Annotated in this window: 22 protein-coding genes; 9 read left to right on the top strand and 13 right to left on the bottom strand. The window is 68.3% G+C overall.

Annotated features, from left to right (window positions below; genetic code table 11):
- Window positions 1–14: 14 nt before the first annotated feature.
- The 7 genes from ACWEOO_RS25890 to ACWEOO_RS25920 form a co-directional block, all read right to left on the bottom strand.
- On the bottom strand, window positions 15–887 hold the full coding sequence (locus ACWEOO_RS25890; RefSeq protein WP_452145210.1) for a MurR/RpiR family transcriptional regulator: 873 nt from the start codon (window positions 885–887) through the stop codon (window positions 15–17).
- Window positions 884–2,359, bottom strand: a complete 1,476-nt coding sequence (locus tag ACWEOO_RS25895; RefSeq protein ID WP_452145211.1) for an extracellular solute-binding protein — start codon at window positions 2,357–2,359, stop codon at window positions 884–886. The genes ACWEOO_RS25890 and ACWEOO_RS25895 overlap by 4 nt, the downstream gene beginning before the upstream one ends.
- Window positions 2,360–2,376: 17 nt before the next feature.
- Window positions 2,377–3,288: a carbohydrate ABC transporter permease gene (locus ACWEOO_RS25900; protein ID WP_452145212.1), complete on the bottom strand. Its 912-nt coding sequence runs from the start codon at window positions 3,286–3,288 to the stop codon at window positions 2,377–2,379.
- Window positions 3,285–4,178, bottom strand: a complete 894-nt coding sequence (locus tag ACWEOO_RS25905; protein ID WP_452145311.1) for an ABC transporter permease — start codon at window positions 4,176–4,178, stop codon at window positions 3,285–3,287. Before ACWEOO_RS25905 ends, ACWEOO_RS25900 begins: the two co-directional genes overlap by 4 nt.
- Window positions 4,178–4,705: a YesL family protein gene (locus ACWEOO_RS25910; protein ID WP_452145213.1), complete on the bottom strand. Its 528-nt coding sequence runs from the start codon at window positions 4,703–4,705 to the stop codon at window positions 4,178–4,180. The genes ACWEOO_RS25905 and ACWEOO_RS25910 overlap by 1 nt, the downstream gene beginning before the upstream one ends.
- Before the next feature lie 96 nt (window positions 4,706–4,801).
- Entirely contained in the window at window positions 4,802–5,620 is an 819-nt protein-coding gene (locus ACWEOO_RS25915) for an LLM class flavin-dependent oxidoreductase (RefSeq protein WP_452145214.1), read from the bottom strand.
- Window positions 5,621–5,701: 81 nt separating this feature from the next.
- Window positions 5,702–6,301 carry an acyltransferase gene (locus ACWEOO_RS25920; RefSeq protein WP_452145215.1) on the bottom strand — a complete coding sequence of 200 codons (600 nt, stop codon included), beginning with the start codon at window positions 6,299–6,301 and terminating at the stop codon, window positions 5,702–5,704.
- Between the two features lie 97 nt (window positions 6,302–6,398).
- Here ACWEOO_RS25920 and ACWEOO_RS25925 point away from each other — a divergent pair, with 97 nt between their 5' ends.
- The 5 genes from ACWEOO_RS25925 to ACWEOO_RS25945 all read left to right on the top strand — a co-directional run bounded on the left by ACWEOO_RS25925 (window position 6,399) and on the right by ACWEOO_RS25945 (window position 11,327).
- The gene (locus tag ACWEOO_RS25925; RefSeq protein ID WP_452145216.1) at window positions 6,399–7,565 is read left to right on the top strand and encodes an ROK family protein; all 1,167 of its coding nucleotides are present in this window, start codon (window positions 6,399–6,401) and stop codon (window positions 7,563–7,565) included.
- 115 nt (window positions 7,566–7,680) lie between these two features.
- Window positions 7,681–8,934 carry an ABC transporter substrate-binding protein gene (locus tag ACWEOO_RS25930; RefSeq protein ID WP_452145217.1) on the top strand — a complete coding sequence of 418 codons (1,254 nt, stop codon included), beginning with the start codon at window positions 7,681–7,683 and terminating at the stop codon, window positions 8,932–8,934.
- A complete protein-coding gene (locus ACWEOO_RS25935; RefSeq protein WP_452145218.1) occupies window positions 8,931–9,821 on the top strand; it encodes a carbohydrate ABC transporter permease in 891 nt (296 codons plus the stop codon). The genes ACWEOO_RS25930 and ACWEOO_RS25935 overlap by 4 nt, the downstream gene beginning before the upstream one ends.
- Window positions 9,814–10,647 (top strand): carbohydrate ABC transporter permease, encoded by an 834-nt coding sequence (locus tag ACWEOO_RS25940; protein WP_452145219.1) that lies wholly within the window; start codon window positions 9,814–9,816, stop codon window positions 10,645–10,647. Before ACWEOO_RS25935 ends, ACWEOO_RS25940 begins: the two co-directional genes overlap by 8 nt.
- Complete coding sequence (locus ACWEOO_RS25945; protein WP_452145220.1) at window positions 10,644–11,327, top strand: SGNH/GDSL hydrolase family protein; 684 nt, start codon at window positions 10,644–10,646, stop codon at window positions 11,325–11,327. Before ACWEOO_RS25940 ends, ACWEOO_RS25945 begins: the two co-directional genes overlap by 4 nt.
- 30 nt (window positions 11,328–11,357) lie before the next feature.
- Here the strand turns inward: ACWEOO_RS25945 and ACWEOO_RS25950 are convergent, their stop codons facing one another.
- On the bottom strand, window positions 11,358–14,156 hold the full coding sequence (locus tag ACWEOO_RS25950; protein ID WP_452145221.1) for an ATP-binding protein: 2,799 nt from the start codon (window positions 14,154–14,156) through the stop codon (window positions 11,358–11,360).
- 195 nt (window positions 14,157–14,351) lie between these two features.
- Here ACWEOO_RS25950 and ACWEOO_RS25955 point away from each other — a divergent pair, with 195 nt between their 5' ends.
- From ACWEOO_RS25955 to ACWEOO_RS25965, 3 genes are read left to right on the top strand one after another with little or no spacing between them, the layout of a single operon-like run.
- Window positions 14,352–14,708: a VOC family protein gene (locus ACWEOO_RS25955; RefSeq protein WP_359922940.1), complete on the top strand. Its 357-nt coding sequence runs from the start codon at window positions 14,352–14,354 to the stop codon at window positions 14,706–14,708.
- A gap of 57 nt (window positions 14,709–14,765) precedes the next feature.
- Window positions 14,766–15,377: a glyoxalase gene (locus ACWEOO_RS25960; protein WP_452145222.1), complete on the top strand. Its 612-nt coding sequence runs from the start codon at window positions 14,766–14,768 to the stop codon at window positions 15,375–15,377.
- Between the two features lie 32 nt (window positions 15,378–15,409).
- A complete protein-coding gene (locus ACWEOO_RS25965; protein ID WP_452145223.1) occupies window positions 15,410–15,862 on the top strand; it encodes an iron chaperone in 453 nt (150 codons plus the stop codon).
- Between the two features lie 8 nt (window positions 15,863–15,870).
- Here the strand turns inward: ACWEOO_RS25965 and ACWEOO_RS25970 are convergent, their stop codons facing one another.
- Both ACWEOO_RS25970 and ACWEOO_RS25975 read right to left on the bottom strand, forming a co-directional pair.
- Window positions 15,871–16,158, bottom strand: a complete 288-nt coding sequence (locus tag ACWEOO_RS25970; RefSeq protein ID WP_359922931.1) for a hypothetical protein — start codon at window positions 16,156–16,158, stop codon at window positions 15,871–15,873.
- A 377-nt stretch (window positions 16,159–16,535) separates the two neighbouring features.
- Entirely contained in the window at window positions 16,536–16,904 is a 369-nt protein-coding gene (locus ACWEOO_RS25975; RefSeq protein ID WP_452145224.1) for a hypothetical protein, read from the bottom strand.
- A 327-nt stretch (window positions 16,905–17,231) separates the two neighbouring features.
- Here ACWEOO_RS25975 and ACWEOO_RS25980 point away from each other — a divergent pair, with 327 nt between their 5' ends.
- The gene (locus tag ACWEOO_RS25980) at window positions 17,232–17,435 is read left to right on the top strand and encodes a hypothetical protein (RefSeq protein ID WP_452145225.1); all 204 of its coding nucleotides are present in this window, start codon (window positions 17,232–17,234) and stop codon (window positions 17,433–17,435) included.
- A 6-nt stretch (window positions 17,436–17,441) separates the two neighbouring features.
- On the opposite strand, the gene ACWEOO_RS25985 is transcribed toward ACWEOO_RS25980, so the two are convergent.
- The 3 genes from ACWEOO_RS25985 to ACWEOO_RS25995 form a co-directional block, all read right to left on the bottom strand.
- Window positions 17,442–17,762: a GrpB family protein gene (locus ACWEOO_RS25985; RefSeq protein ID WP_452145226.1), complete on the bottom strand. Its 321-nt coding sequence runs from the start codon at window positions 17,760–17,762 to the stop codon at window positions 17,442–17,444.
- Window positions 17,763–17,869: 107 nt separating this feature from the next.
- Window positions 17,870–20,440: a multicopper oxidase domain-containing protein gene (locus ACWEOO_RS25990; RefSeq protein WP_452145227.1), complete on the bottom strand. Its 2,571-nt coding sequence runs from the start codon at window positions 20,438–20,440 to the stop codon at window positions 17,870–17,872.
- Complete coding sequence (locus ACWEOO_RS25995; protein WP_452145228.1) at window positions 20,437–21,138, bottom strand: helix-turn-helix transcriptional regulator; 702 nt, start codon at window positions 21,136–21,138, stop codon at window positions 20,437–20,439. The genes ACWEOO_RS25990 and ACWEOO_RS25995 overlap by 4 nt, the downstream gene beginning before the upstream one ends.
- Window positions 21,139–21,161 lie beyond the last annotated feature (23 nt).

A 21,161-nucleotide genomic window follows, 5' to 3' on the forward strand; every position in this document is an offset into this window, starting at 1 on the left:
CCATAAGAGGTCCTTCAGCTGTCGGGACGGACGACGGGTTGCCCGGGCCCGTTCGGCGCGTTGGCGGTGAGGTGATCGGGAACGCGCTGGGCGACCAGCACGAACAGCAGCCCCGCGGTCAGCGTGTCGCTCGCGCGGCCGGCGAAGAACTCGGTCCAGGTCCCGCCGGCCGGCGTACCGGTGTCGAGCGTGATCTCGGCAGCCCGCCCGAGGGGTGAGGTGGGGACCCCCGTGATCGCCACGGTCAACGCGCTGCGGGCCTTCGACCGCTTGACGAACTCCAGCATGGTGTTGTCGTGTCCCGAGCGCGTCACGATCAGCGCGACGTCACCCTCGTCGAGCAACCCGGCGCCGATCTCCGAGGACTGCGGACCGTCGAAGAACCACACCGGGATCCCGATCCGCAGCAGCCGGATGTACAGCTCGCGCGCCGGGATCGCGTCGCCCCACTCGCCGTAGATGTGCGTACGCCGAGCGGCCGCGATCGCGTCCGCGACCCGGGTCGCCGCCTCCAGATCGATCGCGGCCAGCGCGTTCCGCAACGCGTTCGCCTGCGTCGACGCGAGCACGTTCAGCACCTGCTCCGGCGGATCCGCCGGACCGATCGCCGACCCGATGTCGCTCGCCCAGCCGGCCTCGACACCGCGACCGATCTCCATCGCCAGGGCCGCCCGCAGCGCCGGGTACCCGGCGTACCCGAGATGCGTCGACAGGCGGGTGACCGCCGACGCCGACGTCTGTGCGGCCTCGGCCAGCTTGGTGATCGAACCGCGCGAGACCTCGTCCGGGTTCGCCAGGATCTGGTCGGCGACGCGCCGGAGCGAACCGCTCAGCTCCGGCAGCGCCCGCTTGACCAACTCGACAGGGCTCGGGGTGCCGGCTCTCACTTGGCCAGTCCGAGATCGGTGAGCTGCTGCTGTGCCCCCTCGACGTACTTGCCGTAGCCGAACTTGTTCGTCAGGTCGCTGACGAAGGCGTCGTACTGCGAGAGCGGCTTCTTCCCGCTGATGAACTGGACCAGCTGCTCGTTCGAGTACCGGTCGGCGTCGACCTGATTGTAGCCGTCCGGATTGACCACCAGGCTCTGGTACGTGTCCATCAGTGGCTGCTTGGCGGCGAAGTCGATGTACTTCTTCTGCGCCGCGAACTTGATCCCGAGGTACTCGCCCTCGTCCCGGCCGGTGAGCTGGTAGAGCCAGAACCAGCCGCCGTCGGTCGCCAGCTTCGGCGTCGCCTTCACCTTGCCGTCGGCAACCGTGTAGTGCGTGCCCTCGATGCCGTACGACACCAGCCGGTTGCCGGATTGGCCGGAGATGTACTCGACGAACTTCATGATGTTCTTCAGCTTCGCCTCGTCCTTGCCCACCTTGGCCGGGATCGCGTAGATCGACGCGAAGTTCTCGTCGTACGGCATCGCCCCCGGACCGGCCGGACCGGCCAGCGGCGGCAGCTGGATCCACTGTGCGCCCGGCTGCGCCTTCTTCGCCGAAGCGGTGAACTCGGGCTTGGTCATCTGCGGCCAGCTCTGGCAGAGGATCCCGGCCTTGCCCTGCATGGCACGCTCCTGAGCCTGTGCAAGCGTGCTGCTGAGAAAGTCGGGGTCCACCACCTTCGCGTTGACCAGCTTGGCCACGTACTCCAGAGCGGTCTTGGTGTCCGGATCCTGGTAGCCGTTGACGATCTTGCCGTCCTCGACGTACTCCGCGCCGGGGCCGCCGGTGCCGAACCCGCCCCACAGCGGCGCCCACGGATCGGCGTCCTTGCCGCCGGTGATCCCGTAGGTGTCCGGCTTCCCGTTGCCGTCCGGGTCCTTGCCGGTGAAGGCGGTCGCGACCGCGAACAGGTCGTCGGTCGTCTTCGGTACGGCGAGCCCCAGCTTGTCCAGCCAGTCCTTGCGGATCCAGTACGTGCTGTACGGGTACTGCGGGCGCTTCACCACGCCGTACGTCTTGCCGTCCAGGATCGCCGCCTTCATCTGATCCTTGCCGACGAACGACGTGTACTGCTTCAGATCCGTGTCCAGGTACTTCGTCAGGTCGAGCACCAGGCCCTGCTTGACGAACTGCTGCAACCTCGAGCGGTCGACCTGGAACAGGTCCGGCGCATCTCCGCCGGCGAGCGACGCCGACAGCTGGGCGTAGTAGTCGTCGCTCGAACCGACAGCGTTCAGCTTGACGTCCAGGCCGAGCTCCTTCTTCAGCGCCTGCCCGATGACGTCGTCCTTCGGCGGCACCGCACCGAAGCTGACCTCGCTGATCGCGAGCTCGGTGTCCCCCGCTCCGTCGGCGCCCTCTCCCGACGAGCAGGCCGTGAGCAGCAACGCGCTGCCGAGCGCAACCGCAACAACACTTCTGTACATCTCTACTCCTAGTTGATTCAGCCCTTCACGGAGCCGAGCAGAACGCCCTTCTGGAAGTGCTTCTGCACGAACGGATAGACGGCGATCATCGGGATCGCCGCGACGACGACCGCGGCCATCTGCACGGTCACCAACGGCAGGACGGCGTCGGCGTTCTCGGTCGCCTGCGAGCGCGCCAGCAGGTTCCGCACCACCACCTGCAGCGGCAGCAGATCCTGGTCGCGGACGTAGAGGATCGCCTGGAAGAACTCGTTCCAGTGCGAGACGCCGTAGAACAGGCCGAGCGTGAGCATCACCGGCACCGAGAGCGGCAGCAGGACCTGCACCAGGATCCGCAGTTCGCCCGCCCCGTCGATCCGGGCCGCGTCGATCAGTTCCTCGGGGATACCTTCGAAGAACGTCTTCATGATCAGCACGTTGAACACCGACACGGCACCCGGCACGATCATCGCCCAGACGGTGTCGAGCAGACCGGTCGCCTTGACGATCAGGTACGTCGGGATCATCCCGGCGCCGAACACCGTCGTGAACAACGCGATCAGGAGCACCGCGCTGCGCCCCGGCAGATCCTTGCGGGACAGCGGGTAGGCCATCAACGTGGTCAGCAGCATGTTCAGCGCGGTGCCGACGACCGTGATGAAGACCGTGACCGACAACGCCCGCGGGATCGCCGGATCGGACAGCAGCTCGCGGTAGGCGTCGAACGTGATCGATCGCGGGATCACGATGTAGCCGCCGTTGCGGAGCACCTCGCCGTACGGCGTGATCGAGGCGGCGACCACGAACAGCAGGGGAAAGACGCAGACGACCGCGACGACGATCAGCGCGAGGTACACGATGCCGTTGGCGATGCGGTCCTCGCGACTGCTGATGCGAGTCGTGCTGCGGGTGCCGGCGCGAGGCTTGATCCTGGTCCTGACGAGTGTCACCACAATTGACCGTCCCAGCGCTTGGCGATCCGGTTGGCGGCCAGGATCAGCACCAGCCCGATGATCGACTTGAACAGGCCGGCGGCCGCCGCCAGCGAGAAGTTGAGGTTCTCCAGGCCGGTGCGGAACACCCAGGTGTCGAGGATGTCGGCGACCGGATACACCTGCAGGTTGTAGAAGATGTAGACCTGCTCGAACCCCGCCTCGAGCACATGGCCGAGGCGCAGCACCAGCAGCAGGATGATGACGTTGCGGATCCCCGGCAGTGTGATGTGCCAGATCTGCCGCAGCCGGTTCGCGCCGTCAACCTTGGCGACCTCGTAGCGGGACGGGTCGATACCGACCATCGCGGCCAGGTAGATGATCGCGCCCCAGCCCATGTCCTTCCACACCTCGGTCCCGACCAGCACCGTCCGGAACCAGTCCGTGCTCGTGAGGAAGCCGATGGTGTGGCCGGTCAGTTGCTCCAGCCAACGGTTCACCAGGCCGGTGCTCTCGGACAGGAACGCGCCGGTGATGCCGAAGATGATCACCCAGGACAGGAAGTGCGGCATGTAGCTGAGCGTCTGCACCCAGCGCCGCATCCAGGTCAGCCGGCACTCGTTCAGCAACAACGCCAGCACCAGCGGCAGCGCCGTACCCCAGACGATCTTGTAGATCGACAGCAGGAACGTGTTGCGCAGCAGTTGACCGAAGTACGGCGAACCGAAGAGTTCACTGAAGTGGCCGTACCACGGGTGCACCCAGGGGCTGGCGACGATGCCCTCACCCAGCGAGTAGTCCTTGAACGCGACCACGATCCCGTACATCGGCGCGTACTTGTAGACCGCGAGATACACCAGCGCCGGCACCAGCATCACATACAGCACCCAGTACCGCCGGGCCCGCATCACGGGGCGCACCAACGCTGAACCGACGACACCAGCAGGGCCGTCACCAGCAACGGCGCCGCCGGGAACACGACCGTCAACGCTGCCACGAACCCCAGCAGACCAAGGGTTTTCGCGGTGGCGGCCGGTTTACCGACCGCGAGCTGGACGGACGCCTTGAGGATCTGCGGCAGCGACATCTCGTAGCCGACCATGAGCGTGAACGCGTACGCCGCGATCACCGCCACCAGCGCGGCGGCGACGACCGTGCCCGTCGGCAGGAACAGCACCAGGAACAGGAACTGCAGCACGAACGCCTGCCGGAAGTTCTCCCGGAAGTACCGCAGGAACGACCGCGCCAGCGGCGGCTCCAGGCCACGGTTCCACTCCCGGACGACCCCGAACAGCGCCGCGGTGGCCGGGCCGGCGGTGACCACCGGCACGCACGCAAGCAGCCACAGCACGTTGAGTGCGACGACGCGGGCGAACCGGTCGGCGGCGGTATAGGCCCGGGACGCGAGCACTCCCCCAGGCGATCTCGACCTCACAGGCACGCTCCTCTCATCCGGCAGATCGCGGAAAAGATTAGCGAGAGAGGTCGGTCTTGCCTAGCTTTCGTGCAAATGTTTTTCAGCCATGCCCGCCTACTGCCCGGCCAGCTCGGCCACGACCGGCGCGAGCAGGTCGGCGAAGTCGGCGCCGATCACGAAGTACGAGAAGCCGATCTCCTCGCGCCGCCGCTGGATCTCCTCGGCCGCTGCGGCGGGGTCACTCGGCAGGATGACGAGCGAGTCGGCCGCGCGGAGCGCCGCGGTGTCGAGGTTGGGCCCCGCCATGAAGGGAGCGGCACGATCACCGACGGCGGCGACGTGCTGGGCCAGTTCCATGTCCCCGCGGCCGGCGAAGTCGCGGACCCGTTTCGTGGTCTCGGCCCGATCGTCGTCCGTTGCGAGGACGAACGTGACCGCGTCGGCGACCTCGAGCGCCAGCGCCTGCGACTTCGGCCCGCTCACCGCCATGACCACCGGCGTGTGCAGATCGGGGCCGTCGAACCTCCGCAGGGTCTCCACGGTCTCCCGCATCCTGGCACGACGCTCGGCCGGGGAGACGGCGGGCTGCCCCAACTCGACTTCGATCCCGGGCCGGCCGGCTCCGATCCCCATCTCGAAGCGGCCTTCGGTGAGCACCGAGAGTGAGTGGGCCTCCCACGCCGTGCTCCATGATTCGCGCAGCGCGACGGCGTACACCCACGAGCCGATCCGCAGGTCGGTGAGCGCGGCCGCGGTCGCCAGCGTAGGACCGAGCGTTGGCTGCCACGTGGGCACGTCGGGCATCAGCAACGTTGAGTAACCATGGTCGGCGATCCGCCGGACGCGGTCCCGCCACGCCCGCAGGTCAGGCCCGACCGGGGCAACGACCCCGAAGCGGAATGGTCTGGTGGCGTGCGTGGCCCGGTCGGGCATCGTGGTTCTCCTTGACTCTGGGGGCCGTCTTTCGGTCCCTTTGCCCTCTCCACGAACCAGCTACCCGGAATCCGACAGCTGTCAGGCTCGGGCGTTCGGGTAGGTGACGGCGCGCAGGACCTTCGCCGGGGCGCCGGCCGCGACGGAGTACGGCGGGATGTCCTGCGTGACGACGCTGTTGGCGCCGATCACGCACCTCTCGCCGATCGTCACGCCGCTCGTGACGACCACGTTCGCGCCCAGCCAGACGTTGTCGCCGATCCGCGTCGGGCCCTTGGAGTCGAACCCCTGCCACGGCACCGGCCGGTCCGGATCGTCGTACCGGTGATTGGCGTCCGTCACGAAGCACCCGTTCGCCAGCATGCAGTGCGACCCGATCTCCACCAGGTCGAGCGCCGCGACCATCACCGCGATGTTGAGGAACGTCCCCTCCCCGATCCGCACCCGCCCCTCGTCGCCCGTCGTGATCCACACATTGGGCTCGAACAGCGTGTTGGCCCCGACCTCGAGCCGCCCGTCCCGCAAGGCTTCCAGCACGTTCCCGTGCAACGGCCACCGCGCGAACGCCCCGCGCCGCATCAGCTCCCAGTGGATCCGCCCCCGGTTCCACGGCAACGAACTCCGCTGGTACCAACGCCACTTCTGCACCCAAGCCGTCAGCTGCCCACGAAGGTCCTCCACACCCGCCAGGCTACGCGGCAAGGCTGTTGGACGGTGGTGCGCTGGTCGGGCCATAGTGTGCGACTGGCTCTTGCGGCGTAACTCGGGGAGGTGCCGGATGGAGACTGGCTCTGACGGCGGTGACCAGTCGAGGCTGAGACAGCTCAACGAACGTGCGGTCCTCCGTGCCGTCCGCGGCGCCGGCCGGCTCAGGGTTTCGGAGCTCGTTGACCAGACCGGGCTGGGCCGGACCGCGATCGAGGATCTCGTCCTGAGCCTGGTCGAGCGGCGCTGGCTGACCGAGGATCGGTCGGCCGCCGGAGCGCGTGGGCGTCCCGCGCGGACCTATCGGTTCCGTGCCGAGGCGGGCTACGTCGCAGGGGTCGACATCGGCGCGTACGGCGTTCGCGCGGTGCTGTCGGACCTGGCCGGCGAGGTGATCGCGACGGCTCGGCAGGAGTTGGGGCCGTCCGACCCGCGAGCGGATCGGTTGGATGCCGCGGACAGAGCCATCTCGGCCTGTGTCGACGCCGCACCTGCGGGTACAGGCGTCTGGGCCGTCGGCGTCGGAACGACTGGGACGGTCGACAGCACCGGGCGGGTGACTCGCTCCGGCGCGATCCCGGATTGGCCGGGAGCCGACCTGGCCGCCCACTTCCGCGACAGCCGGCACGCGTTGGTTGTCGTGGACAACGACAGCCAGCTCGCGGCGGTAGCCGAGCACCGACGTGGAGCAGCACAAGGGATCGCCGACCTGGTGCTCCTGCAAGCAGGCCGTCGCACCGGCCTCGCCACCGTCATCGACGGCCGGTTGCGCCGCGGGTTCCGCGGAGCGGCCGGTGACCTGTCGTCGTTGCCGATGGTCAAGTGGGAGGCGGCGATCGAGTACCTGCATCGCTGCGCCGCGGTGCCGGACAGCGTTCCACTGAAGGATCGTGCGGAGCGGGTCTTCGAGGCGGCGCGCGCAGGCAACCGGGCCGCGGCGACCGCGGTCCGTCGCTACGTCGAGGCGATGGCCGTCGCTGCCGCCACCGCCATCGGCATCGTCGATCCGCAGGTTCTGGTGGTCGGCGGTGCGTTCTCCCGGTCCGCCGACCTCATCCTCGAGCCGCTGCGCGTCGAGCTGGAAGAGCTGGCCGGAGAAGTGCCGGAGCTGCGCGCGTCCTCGCTCGGCGCCGAGTCTGTCGCGCTCGGCGGGATCAGCCTCGCCCTGGACGCTCTCGACGGCCGCCTGCTCTCCGGCTCGCGCGGCGCGTTGCCCGAGCTGGCAGCCGAGAGCCTCTGACCGAACTCCCGATCGTTGACACCGATCTCTCGCGGCCTGAATAATGCCGGAAAGAGGCATAAATCACTGCTGGGCGCTCTGCCCAGCCGTCCGTCCGTGTCGCGAGAGGTGTCACATGCTGAGGAAAGCACTATCGATGCTCGCCGGTCTGGCGGTGATCGCGGCGGTGTCCGGCTGCAGCGGATCCGCGGCAGACACCAAGGTCCAGTTGACGTTCGCGCTCTGGGACGCGTCGATGAAACCGTCGGAGGAGCAGATCATCCGCGACTTCGAGAAGGAGAATCCGGGCATCACGGTCCAGATCCAGCTGACCCCCTGGGACCAGTACTGGCAGAAGCTCAAGGCGGCCGCGTCGGGCGGCGAGGCCCCGGACGTGATGTGGATGAACGCACCGAACTTCCAGCTCTACGCGTCCAACGGGATGCTGCTGCCGCTGTCGAAGTACATCGGCCGCGACTCGGTCGACATGGGCGTCTACGCCAAGGCCGTGACCGACAGCTTCGTACTGAAGGGCGAGCAGTACGGCATGCCGCGGGACAACACGACGATCGGCCTGTGGTACAACAAGACGCTCTTCGACGCGGCCGGCGTGAAGTACCCCACCGACGACTGGACCTGGGCCGACGCCCGGGCCGCCGCGGCGAAGCTGACGAACAAGTCGACCGGCACGTACGGTATCGCGGCCGCGCTCAATAGTCAGTCGAACTTCTACAACACGATCGCCCAAGCGGGCGGATACGTGATCTCCCCCGACGGTCAGCACTCCGGGTACGACGACGCCGCCTCGGTCGAAGGCATCGCCTACTGGACCGACTTCATCGCGGCCGGCCATTCGCCGACCCTGCAGCAGATGACCGACACCGAACCACTGCAGCTGTTCCAGTCCGGCAAGGTCGCGATGATGTACGGCGGGAACTGGCTCGCGGGCACCTTCGCCAAGACCGACACCGCCAAGAAGTTCGACGTCGCGGCACTGCCGGCGGGGAAGAAGCGAGCCACTATCTCGACCGGGCTCGCCGAAGCGATCTCCGCCAAGACGAAGCACCCTGACGCCGCGTGGAAGCTCGTCGAGTTCATGGGTCGCAAGGAAGCGGCGCGCACCCGTGCGGAGAGCGGGACAGTCATCCCCGCCTACTCGAGCGAGGCGGAGGGATGGGTGGCCTCCGTCCCGCAGTACCACCTGCAGAGCCTGGTCGACCAGATCGCCGTCGCGGTTCCGTACCCGGTCTCGAAGAACACCGACGCCTGGGCGGCAGAGGAGCCCAAGATTCTCGGGGAAGCCTGGAGCGGCAAGCAGACACCACTGGCCGCAGCACAACGCATGGCAACGGCCATGAACGAGGCGCTCAAAGCCGAGCAGGCGCGGTGAGCCGGAGTCTCCGTCGTCGGCGTGAAGGCTGGTGGGGGTTGGCGATGGTCGCCCCCATGGGCCTGGGCCTGGCCGTCTTCTACCTCTGGCCGGTCCTCCAGACGTTCTACTTCAGCTTCACCGAGTGGGGACCGTTCGGTGGCAGTACCTGGATCGGGCTCAGCAACTACTCGCGCCTGCTGCACGACGATGCCGTCTGGCTCGCGCTGCGGAACACGGCTGTCTACACCTTGCTGTCCTTGGTCGGTATCCCGCTGGCGATGATCTTCGCGGCACTGCTCAATCGGCGAGGTCTGCGGGGCCGTGGAGTGTTCCGGACGTTGTACTACATCCCTGTCGTGACGATGCCCGCCGCGGTCGGCCTGCTCTGGCAGTTCCTCTACAACGGCGACTACGGCCTGATCAATCAAAGCCTCGCTGTCGTGGGGATCGACGGCCCGGGCTGGCTCACGGACCCGCGCGTCGCACTGGTCGCGCTGGCCGTCGTCGGAATCTGGTCGCAGTTCGGCTACACGATGGTGATCTTCATGGCCGGCCTGCAGAACATTCCGCGCGAACTGGCCGAAGCCGCGGCGCTCGACGGCGCCGGAAGCATCCAGCACTTCGTCCGGATCACGGCGCCGCTGCTCTCCCCCACGACGTTCTTCGTCTCGGTGATCTCGATCGTGGGGTCACTGCAGATGTTCGACATGGTCTACTTGATGGTCCCACCCTCGAGTCCTGCCGCCGATGCCACCCGGACAGTGGTCTCACTCTTCTACGAGACGGCCTTCGTGAAGAACACGCCCGGCTACGGCGCGGCGATCGCGTTCGTACTCCTGGCCGTCATCGCGACGCTGACGGCGCTGCAGTTCCGGCTCCAGCGCAGGTGGGTGCACTATGCGTAGGCTCGTTCGCGCGACCGCGGCTGGTCGGGCCGGTTACGGGCTGATCGTGCTGGGTGCGCTGCTCGCCATGATTCCGTTCGCCTGGGAGATCTCGACCGCGTTCAAGACCCTCGGAGAGTCCGTCCAGGCCCCGCCGGTTCTGGTGCCGGAGCACGCGAACTGGCACAACTTCGCGACCGTGTTCGAGAACGCGCCATTCGCCCGGCAGTTCGCGAACACCGTCGTCGTGTCCGTCGGCCGGGTGGCAGGCCAGCTCCTGCTGTGCTCGGTCGCGGCGTACGCCTTCGCCCGGCTGGACTTTCCCGGGCGACGCGTCCTGTTCGGGCTCTTCCTCTCGGTACTCATGGTCCCGAGCCAGCTGTTCATCATTCCGCAGTACCGCATCATGCAAGAGCTGGGGTGGCTCAACACGCTGCAGGCATTGATCCTGCCGGGCATTTTCAGTGCCTTCGGCACCTTCATGCTCCGGCAGTTCTTCCTCGGACTGCCTGCGGAACTGGACGAAGCCGCCGAACTCGACGGCTGTAACCCGCTGCAGAAGTACTGGCTCATCTACCTGCCGCTCGCGCGGCCCGGGCTGATCGCACTCGGCGTCCTGACGCTGTTGTGGTCCTGGAACGATCTGCTCTGGCCGCTGGTGGTGAACACCGATCCGCAGCAGATGACCTTGTCCGCCGGCCTGGCCTCGCTCAAGGGGCAGTACCTCACCGACTTCCCGGTCCTGATGGCCGGCGCGGTGATGGCGACGCTGCCGATGATCGCGGTCTTCGCGCTCCTGCAGCGACATGTCGTCGAAGGCGTCGCGACGACAGGGGCCAAGGGATGACCGACCGACGCCGTACGCCGATCGCCCGGCTGCTGGCTGACGGGCAACTGACGTGGCTGTTCACCGGGGACAGCGTCACCGCCGGAGACCAGCACACCTACGGCCGCCGAGACTACACGGAACTGTTCGCCGAGCGGATCCGCTACGAGTTGGGCAGGATCTCCGACACGGTGCTGAACACCGCGGTCAGCGGCTGGACCGTGGGCGACCTCGCCGCGGCACTGGATGCGGCCGTCCTGCGATGGAGCCCGGACATCGTCGTGATCGGTCTCGGCCTGAACGACTGCAGAGCAGGTGACGCGGGACGCGAACAGTTCCGCGCCACGTATCGCGAACTGATCGACCGGGTCTCCGCGACCGGTGCTCACGTCGTACTGCAGACCCCCAACGGCGCGTTGCCGACGACCAAGGACGGCCTCGCGAACAACCTCGCCGGCTATGCCTCAGACATCCGTGACCTGGCTGTTGCCCGTGGAGCCACGCTTGTCGATCATCACCAGGTCTGGGCACGAGCCCAGCGGGCCGACGTGATGGAGGCGTGGATCAGCGAGGGCTGTCACCCGAACGGCGCCGGCCATGTCGTAATGGCGCACACCTTGCTCCGGACGCTCGGACTCTTCGACCCGCCGGGCCATGTCGGGCAGCTGTTCGCGCCGTACGTCGACTTCGCGTCCGGCTGAGACAGACCCTCCCCCAGGCTCCCGGCCCGGCTACGCGCCGGTCGAGCTCATCGGCGCGAGGCCGAGTGAAGCGAGTACCGCGGCCCCGCGCTCAGCGTGCTCGCCGCCTGCCAGCACCAGAGTGCGTGCGGCCTGGTAGCGGCAGCCGGAAACGTCGAACGCGTCTGCGGCGGCGAGCAGAGCCTCCTGCTCGCCGTCGAGAAGGGCTGCGGCTCGCGCCACCATGGCCCCGGCGACCGGGTTGCCGGTCACAATGGTCCGAGCCTCAGCCAGACGGTCGCGGGCGTCGGGCGTCCCGGCCAGGACAGCGACCTCGGCACGCAGCGCGACGTACCAGTGGTGCCAGATCCAGGTCACCCACTTCCATACTTCCTGCGGCGCGGGAGACATCCGCTCCAGCGCCTCCGGCAGTTGCCCGTGGTGCAGCAGGAGCATGGTGTCGAAGACCGCCCCGTAGCCGTGCGCGTGCTCGGGCAGCGGGCCGAGCTCATCCAGTACCTGGTTCCATTCCTGCCGCGCGTCGTCGTCGCCACGGAGGCCATGCGTCATCGCCACAGCGGCGACGGCCGGGCCGAGAGACGACCGCGCGGGGCGACCGGCACGTCGCCACGCGTCGAGGAAGCGAAAGCTCCCGTTGAGCAGTTGCTCGACGTTGCCCGCGAACGCGTCCGCGACCAGAAGCCAGCTGGTGGCGCGGTGGCCGACCTCGGCGAGCAGTGGATGGTCGGCGAGTTGTCCTGCCCACCGGCGAGCCGCCGCCAGGTCGCCGGTACCCAGACTGGCTTCAGCCGCTTCGGCGAGCGCCTCGAGCAGCTCGTGGGTGGCGGCCGGAGTCTTCGGCATGGACGACAGCAACGTGATCCGGCGCTGGGTCGTCGAAGCGGCGGCGAACGGGTCACCTGCCCAGCTCAGGGCACCGGTCAGGACATCCAGCGCGACGGACTCGTCGAGCGGATCGCCTGTCCGATGCGTCAGGTCCACCGCTCGCTCGGCGCGGGCGACCGTGTCCGTGACGGACGCACCGGGGTGGCCTTGGGCAGTGCTGATCGCGCTGTTGAGCAGCTGGCCGGCCTCGGCCACCGCTACCGTGGCCCGCGCCGCAGGATCGTCGCCGGCCAGGTCCCGTGCACGGGCGACGAGCGAGTCCGTCTCCTCCACGGACAGCTTCCGTACGAACTTGGTCGAGAACCGGTACGCGGTCGTGGCGATCGCCGCGAGATCCTGGGCGGCGCCCGCGCTGTCACCCGCCCTCGAGGCGGCTTCCGCGGCCTCGGCGCACAGGCGGTACACGTCGTCGCCGCGCATTCGGCAACCAGCGACCGCCGCGGCCTGGCGCAGTGCCGATGCAGCCGACTCCGGGTCCTCGGCGAGTGCCGCTGCCTGCTCGTAGCGTTGCTGGGATTCGCCGATCAGGTTGCGGGTGAAGGTCAGCTCGGCCAGCGTGCCGGCGACCCGATAGGCGTCGGTGCGCTGCTCCGGTTCCTGCGCCGCCCACGCCAGCGCGGCGCGAAGATCGTCGGCAATCGCGTCGAACCCGGCCCGCCACTCCGGCCGGACGACCTCCAGCTCGGTGGCCTGTGCCAGGCACCAGCGAAGGTGCCGGGATCGCGTGTCGACCAGTTCGCCGGCCTCGACCAGCTGCTCGGTCGCGTACTCGCGGATCGTCTCCAGCGCGCGGTACGCCGTACCGCCTGGGGACGTCGTGACCACCAGCAGGCTCTGCTCGGCCAGCCGGGCGAGACCCTCGGCGACCAGGAACTCCTCGGTCCCGGTCACCTTCGCCGCCGCCGCGGCCGTGAACGGCGACATGAAGACCGACACCCGGCGCAGCAATGCTTTGTCGGTCGGGTCCAGCAGGGCATGGCTCCAGTCCAGTGCGGCTCGCACCGAACGGTGCCGTTCGTCGGCACGGAAGCCGCCGGTGAGCATCCGGAGCGGGTGGGACAAGGCAGCGGTGACGCCGTCGAGCCCGAGCGAGTGGTACCGCGCAGCGGCCAGCTCGATGGCGAGCGCCATACCGTCCAATCGCTCGCAGATGGAGACGATCTGGTCACGCGCCGTCGGATCCAGCGGCGAGCCGGCCGCTGCGGCCCGGGCCAGGAACAGCGCGACCGCGTCCGACTGACCGTCGACGGGCAGCGACAGCGGCGGGACCTGGTACACCCGCTCGAACGGCACCATCAACCGGGCCCGGCTCGTCGCCAGCACCGTCACGCGAGGGCAGGACGCCAGCAGCCGCTCGACGAACAGCGCCACTCCGTCGAGGGCTTGCTCGCAGTTGTCCAGCACCAGCAAGGACTGCCGATCGGCCAGCGCGGCAATCACCGACTCCGTCATGTCACGGCCGGGCTGCTCCCCGAGGCCGAGGGCACCGGCGACCGCCGTCGCGATCATGCCCGGATCCGTGACTGGAACGAGGTCGACGAACCACACTCCGTCGCCGTACCGGCCGGATGTTTCGGCGGCCACCGACAGGGCGAGCCGCGTCTTGCCCACCCCGCCCGGCCCGACCGCGGTCACCTCCCGGTGACTCTCGAGCAGCTCTGCCAGCTCGGCCTGCTCGGTGACCCGGCCGACGAAGGGCGTCAACGGGGCCGGCAGCACCGGTACCGGCTGGACTGGAGCGTCGTCACCGGCCGGCTCGGGGGCCCGCTGGGCGAGGGCACGGCGGTCCGGCACGTCCAGCTTGCGCAGCAGTGAGGAAACGTGGCTCTCCACGGTGCGCACCGAGATGTACAGCTTGGCCGCGATCTCGGCGTTGCTGAGCCGGGCGCCGACCAGTTCCAGTACCTCGGCTTCCCGAAGCGAGATGTCCACCGTTGCTGTCACCGCCCCATCTTGCCTCATCGGTGCCACCGTGCCCTGATCCGTGCCCGTGATCCGTGCCCGTGATCCGTGCCCGTGATCCGTGCCCGTGATCCGTGGTGGGGATCCGTGCTCAGCACGGATGTGGTGCGGCGGGGCCGGCGGAAAGACTGTGACCACGACAGCGGGTCGATGGGACCCACGACCAGAGGAGTGACCGTGACCAGCGCTTCCACCCACGGCATCAAGACCGTGCTGCACCCCGTGACCGACCTGGCCAAGGCCAAGGCCGTCTACGCGGCTCTGCTCGGCATGCCGCCGCAGACCGACTCGCAGTACTACGTCGGCTTCGAGGCCGAGGGCCAGCACATCGGCCTGGTTCCGGGCGGCGGACCGCAGGGCATGGTCTCGCCGGTGGCCTACTGGCACGTGCCTGACATCGAGGCGAAGCTTGCCGACCTGACCGCGGCCGGGGCCACCGTGAAGGAGGCCGCGCACGAGGTCGGCGCCGGCCGGCTGGTGGCCACCGTCATCGACCCTGACGGCAACGTCCTCGGGCTCCTGCAGGACCGCTGAGCGCCACGCTCGCGAGCACGACAACTCATCCCGTTTCTCGATCACAAAGGATCTGCCATGACCACCTTCGACTCCGTCATCCTGGAAGTGTCCGACCCGACCGCCGCCGAGGCCTTCTACCGGGCCGCCGGCCTGGACAGCTACGTGAGCGTCCGGGGCACGGACGCGCCGACCACCGGCTTCCGCGGTTTCGCTCTGTCGCCTGTGGCGTCCCAGCCGGGCAACGTCGACGCGATCATCGACGCCGCCGTCGGCGCCGGCGCGACGGTCCTGAAGCCGGCCACGAAGAGCTTCTGGGGGTACGGCGGCATCATCCAGGCCCCGGACGGCACCGTCATCAAGGTCGCGACCTCGCAGAAGAAGGACACCGCCCCGGCCTCCCGCACCATCGACCAGGTCGCACTCCTGCTCGGCGTGGCCGACGTCAAGGCCAGCAAGCGATTCTACGTCGGCAAGGGCCTGGCGGTGGCGAAGAGCTTCGGCGGGAAGTACGTCGAGTTCGACACCCCGTCGTCGGCCGTCACGCTCGCGCTCTACCCGCGGCGCGCGCTCGCCAAGGACGCCGGCCTCGCCCAGGAGGGCACCGGATCGCACCGCATCGTGCTCAGCGGTGCGGCCGGTCCCCTCACCGACCCCGACCAGTTCGTCTGGGAAACCGCGACCGCCTGACCCGCACAGCAGCCACGAAGGAGAACTCCGCCATGAGCAGCGTCACCACCGGTAAGTACGAGGGATTCACGGCCGAAGAGCGGGCCGCGATGAAGGATCACGCCCGGGAGCAGAAGAGCGCGGCACGCCGCAGCTCCCGCGCGGACAAGGCCGCCGAAGCGGTCCGGGACGTCCTCGCGAAGATCGCCGAGATGCAGGACTCGGATCGCTTCCTCGCCGAACGCGTCCACGCCGTCATCACGTCCAGCGCTCCGGCCCTCGCGCCGAAGCTCTGGTACGGGATGCCCGCGTACGCGCTCGACGGCAAGATCGTCTGCTACTTCCAGAGCGCCGAGAAGTTCAAGGCCCGCTACGCGACCCTCGGCTTCAGCGACCAGGCCAACCTCGACCAGGACACCATGTGGCCGACCACATTCGCCCTGACCCAGCTGACACCCGCGGTAGAAGCCCACATCAGCACCCTGACGAAACTGGCCGTCCGCTGAGCCCTCGGTCATCCGTGCCGGCGCGTCACCACGAAGGTCCAGCGCGCCGACGGATCACCGACCACGCTGATCAGGTCACCGCCCACGACCTGCTGGCGGATCTGCACCAGCCCGCAAGGAATCTGTACGTCCGCGCCGAACTCTCCTTTGAGCCCGACTCGACCTCCGCTGCACCGCGCGTACAGCACGAGCTCCGGAGCTGCGGGGAGAGCGACCGGGGCCCGGCTGTCTCCGGCCCCCGACCGGATCGTCAGAACGGTCTCTTCCGCAGGAATGTGAACGACGGTGTCAGGCACACCGACAGCTCGTCCCGGAAACGGATCAGGACTCGCGGCATAGCGGCGCTGGTCACCGCTGGTGTAGGTGTGCGGTTCGTTGTCAGACGACGATGCACAAGCGGTCGTCAGCAGCGCCGTACCGGCCGCGACTCCGACAACCCGCCCGACTGGGGTGAACGTAGGTACCAACTCCTGTGAATCCGGCGCGTCCTTCGAACGCGCGCTGAGCGATGGAAACGGAAGCTTGTTGCCTGGAACAACTCATCGCAGAAACTCCTTTCGCTCAGCACAGAAGACCCCAGCCACAACAAAGAACCCGCCGGCGCGACAACTCTCGCCACCATCGCACTCGTCTAGTCCACTGTCCACACAATTACAGCGAACGGATCCTCCGTTCACACCAACATCAGCAATGCCCCGACGACAAGCACGCACAGCCCGCCGATCACCCAAGCCATCCGTCGTCGTCTGGCGTGAGTCACCGTGCGCCGGAGTTGCTCGAACTCCTCGCGCCAATCCAGGTCCATCAGGGTTTCCGGCCCCTGTTGCCAGGTCGTTCGGAGTCTGATGATCGACTCGATCTGCGCCACCTGCCCCGGATCGAGGAACTCCTTCCGCTTCTTCAGCCAGCGCACCAGCTTCCGAGCCTCCAGCACCTCAACGCCCGGAGGCCGTTGCTTGACGACCAACCGTTCCGGATCCAGCACCGCGACAACCCCTCGGACCGGCGGCCACCCGAGAATCTCGCCGAGCAGCTCGGCCACCCGGCTCGCCTCGAACTCGCTGTTCCGGACGTGATCACAGCGGTGCCCGGCAACCATGACATGGCGATCCATGACCCAGACCCGCTGGCCGGCCCAACCGCGATCTCCGCCAACGCACCCCGGTACCAAGCCATCCCCTGCTCGGTCAGCGGCGCAACACCCATCAACCGCCCAAACCGGCCCCGAGCCCGCAGCAGACCCGGCTGCCCGCTCCAATGGGTTCGGCTATTGTCAGGGTCCATGAGTGCGTGGAACGTTGGCCCGAGGCAACAATCAGGAGCGTCCGAGGCGCGTCGGCGGGGCGGTGTCGCGGGGGTGGTCGCTGGGGTGGTTCTGCTGGGCTTGGCGCTGCTCGTCCTGGTGCTCCCGTTCGGCCTGTTTCTCCTCGGGGGCGGTGGCGACGGCGAGGCGTTCAGCGCGATGCTGAGAGGGTTCCTGATCGTCGCCGCGGTCATCGGCGTGCTGGGCCTCGCCGCAATGACCTTCGGCATCGTCGCGGTCAGCTCGTCCCGCCGAGGCACAGCTCAGTAGGTACGCTCAGGCGTCGCTCGGGCCGACCTCCCAGCCAGTTCGCTGGGCCCAGGCGTCCGCGCGCCGAATCGTCTGCCAGAACCAGGGCACCTTCGCGTCGGCGTAGCCGGCACGGTCGCCTCCATACCTTTCGGCCAGCCCGCGTTTCAGTTGCTCGTACTGGGTGAGCTCTTCAGGATGCTCGCGCAAGTAGTCCCGCAGCAACAACGGGAACTGCTCGGAGAAGCTGCCGGCTTTGCGGACATGAATGTGCGTACGCCGCTGGCCCGGTGATTCCCGGAAGTACCGTTTCGTCCGCTCGCCGTTTCCCGGGCACCCCAAGCTCACCGAAGCGTTCTCGCCAAGCAGGATCGTACGGCTCGATCCGGATCACGCGCTCACTCATCTCTACGACGACCCCCTCCGCAGGAAACGATCCGATCATCTTCTCTCGCTCAGCGGGTGACGGCGAAGGTGCCGTGGGCGCCGCGTTCGGCGTCGATCATCTGGTGGGAGACGAAGGGATAGCGGCCCGGTTCGGTGAAGGTCAGTTCGACGAAACCGCCCTGGCTGGGGGCCAGCGCAAGCGACTGGCTGCCGCCCGTCGCGGTGTTGCGCAGGGTCCAGGCACCCTCGAGGTACGTGGTGTCGAATTGGCTGCCGACCACGTGGAACGCGGTGGTGCGATTGGGACCGGCGTCGAGCACCCACACCCGGACACGTTCACCTACCCGCGCCCGAAGCGGCTGCTGGTCGTACTGGTTGGCATATCCGTTGAAGACCACGAGGTCGGGACGTTCGGCCAGGAGTTTGTCCGTGTCGACCTCACCGCCGTCGGCGCCGAGATAGAGCTCGGATTGCAGCAGCACGTAGCTCTGGTCGACCGGCGCGAGATCTGGCGGGTCGATGACGACCGCGCCGAACAGCCCGTTGGCGATGTGGGCGGACATCGGCATCGTGGAGCAGTGGTACATCCAGATACCCGCGCGGGTGGCGGTGAATCGGTAGACCAGGCGGCCCCCGGGTGGAATGGTCCGCATCACCTGGTCAGGAGCGCGCGATCCGGCGTGGAAGTCGATCGAGTGACCCATCTCGGACTCGTTGACCATGGTGATCTCGAACTGGTCTCCGACCCGGCCGTGCAGGGTCGGTCCTGGCACCGAACCGTCGTACGTCCAGAGCTTCTGCGTCACGCCCGGCGCGACCTCACGTTCAACCTCGCGGATGTGCAAGGTACGGCGGTGGACGCGGCCCGGCTCGAGTGCAGGAAGGTGTGGGTCGTAGGCAGTGAACCCGGCAGCGGGCGACTTGGCGAGATCGACGGCGGAGTGGTGATGGGCAGTAGCGTCACCGGACGCCGCCGCAGATTCGCCGCCAACGGCGACGATCGACAGCGTCATACCCATCTGCCGGTGGCCGATCACCGAGCACCAGCCGGCGACGTCACGACCGACTGTGCCGACGTCCATGCGCGCGGAGGCTCCCGGCCGAAGTCGCCCGCTGTCCTGGCCGTTGTCGAGGACAAGGTCGTGGACGTCCTCGGTGTCGGCGTTGGTGAGTTCGATGACGAGACGGTCGCCTGCCGGAACACTGATGGTGGCCGGATGGAATCGCATGTCGGACGCCGTGACCTTGGCGACCGTGGTCCGGCCGGTAGCTGCCACACCGGCCGCCGCCGATTCCCCACGAAACGCGCCGGCGTCGACCTGGCCGACGATCACTCCGGCAGCCACGGCAGTCATCACGACGGCCAATCCCATGACGCTTGCCCGTCGCAGGCGGTTCGGACGATCTGGCACCGGTCTCGGTCCCGCGCCGCCACGCTTGACCCTGCGGGAGGCCCGGATGGCGAGCACGAGCAGCGGAAGAAACGACGCGAAGGCCGCCAGCACGACACCGGCACACATCACCCGGACAGCTGCCGGAACCGGGAACGCACAGACGACAAGAGCACCGTTCGCCGCGACCGCCCGCAGTCCACCCGCGCGATCGAGCATCACGCTCGCCGCCCGAACCGCGCTCGGACCACCGCCCAGGGCCACCGGAATCAAGTACGCGAGGGCCCCGATCAGCAGCTGTGCGCCGAACCCGGCCGCGAACAACGGCGTGAACCAGGTGAAGCGCGCGTCGACCTGGCTCCAGGTGCTCGCCGTACTCAACGCGACAACGAGGGCCGCCAGGCAACCGACGAACCAGACGAGCGCCGCGACCACGGAGTACGCCGAGAAGTCTCGCGGTGGACGCGAGCGAGCCGCCGTCACGAATGCTCTCGCCAGCAGGCCCACGCCTGCGAGGTACAGCAGATAACCGGCGATCGTGAGCAGCCGCGCATCGATCAATGCACCAGCAGCCGCCGACAGCACAGCGACCAACAGCATCGGGAGTGCGCGACGCGCGGAGCTCTCGGCGCCTGACGCGATCCTCGTCCGCAAGATCGTCGGCCACAACGTCACCAGCGTGCCGAGGGCAGTCAGCCCGATCCAGCCCAACAGGTTGATCGACGCATGCGCGACCAGCAATCGCCCGTGCCACGGATCGGCCTGCACTCTCGCCAGCACGACACCGATCGTGACGCCGACAGGCAGCAACGCCGCGGCCGCGACGTAGTACCGAACCGTCACCGCGAACCGCCCCGGCAGCGCCGTACGCAACTGCATCACCAGGCGCGTTCCGTGCCATCCGACGGCCACGATCACGGCGGCGGCCCCGGCCACCGTGACGAACCAGTGGTCGGCCACGACCCCCGTGACGACGCAGAGAACACCGACATTCAAGAGCAACAGCCTCAGGCTCTGCTCTCGGCGCTCGACCGGTCCGGTCGGCGCGCGCAGCAACGCGTCGGCGAAATGACGACTCCACACGAGGATCGAGTGGCTGACCGCGCCGAGCAGCACCAGGTGGATGAGCAGCCACCGCGGCGCCGGCACCATCGGATGCAGCAACGCAACGACCACCGTGGCGAACAGCCAGAAGACCACGGGAAGGTCGCGCAACGGCCAGAACCCGCGGCCGGAGCGCCGGTTCATGCGCCCGGGCCCTCGACTGGCGGTACCACGAGCCTGCACGCACCGGGCTCGGCGAACGGCACCAGCCGGGCGCCGGTGGGATCGGCGCCGTACTCCTCGAGGGCGCCGCGCACGATGCCCAGGTGCACCGCGCACACCACCTCGGGATAACGGTGGGCGGCCTCGAGCAGCGGGCATTCGGTGAGCCGAACCTGGTCCGGGGCGCCGCCGCCTTCGGGCTCGAAACCGAGCTCGTCCAGCAGGCCGATCACATGCCGGCGCGCTGTCGTCGGCACAGCCGGCGCGGCACCACGATCCCTGGCCAACTCGTGGCCCCACTCCTCGCCTGCCGCCGCCGCGATCTCTGCGGGCCGTTCGCTGGTACGGGCGATGGCTGCCGCGAGCGCTGCGGCCAATCCGCCGTACTCCGAAGCCGTGGACTCGTTGTCGGTCGCCTCGTACAGCCACGCCGGTCGCCCGCGGCCCGACGATTCCGCGCGCAGCCGACGGACCAGGCCTCGCCTGCGCAGGCCGTCGAGGTGCTCCCGAACGGTGTTTGCGTGCAGTCCGCTCACCTCGACCAGCGCCGCCTGGCTGAGCGGTTCGGTCTGACCCTTCAGCAGGTCGAGCACGGCGGCCCGCGCCGGCGACACCCGCCGGGGCGACCGCGCGGCGCTGCGCGGGCCCCACTCGGAATCAGAAGGCTGCCTATTTTCCACGGAGCTAACTATAGTATAAATTC

Source organism: Kribbella sp. NPDC004138 (assembly GCF_053603655.1).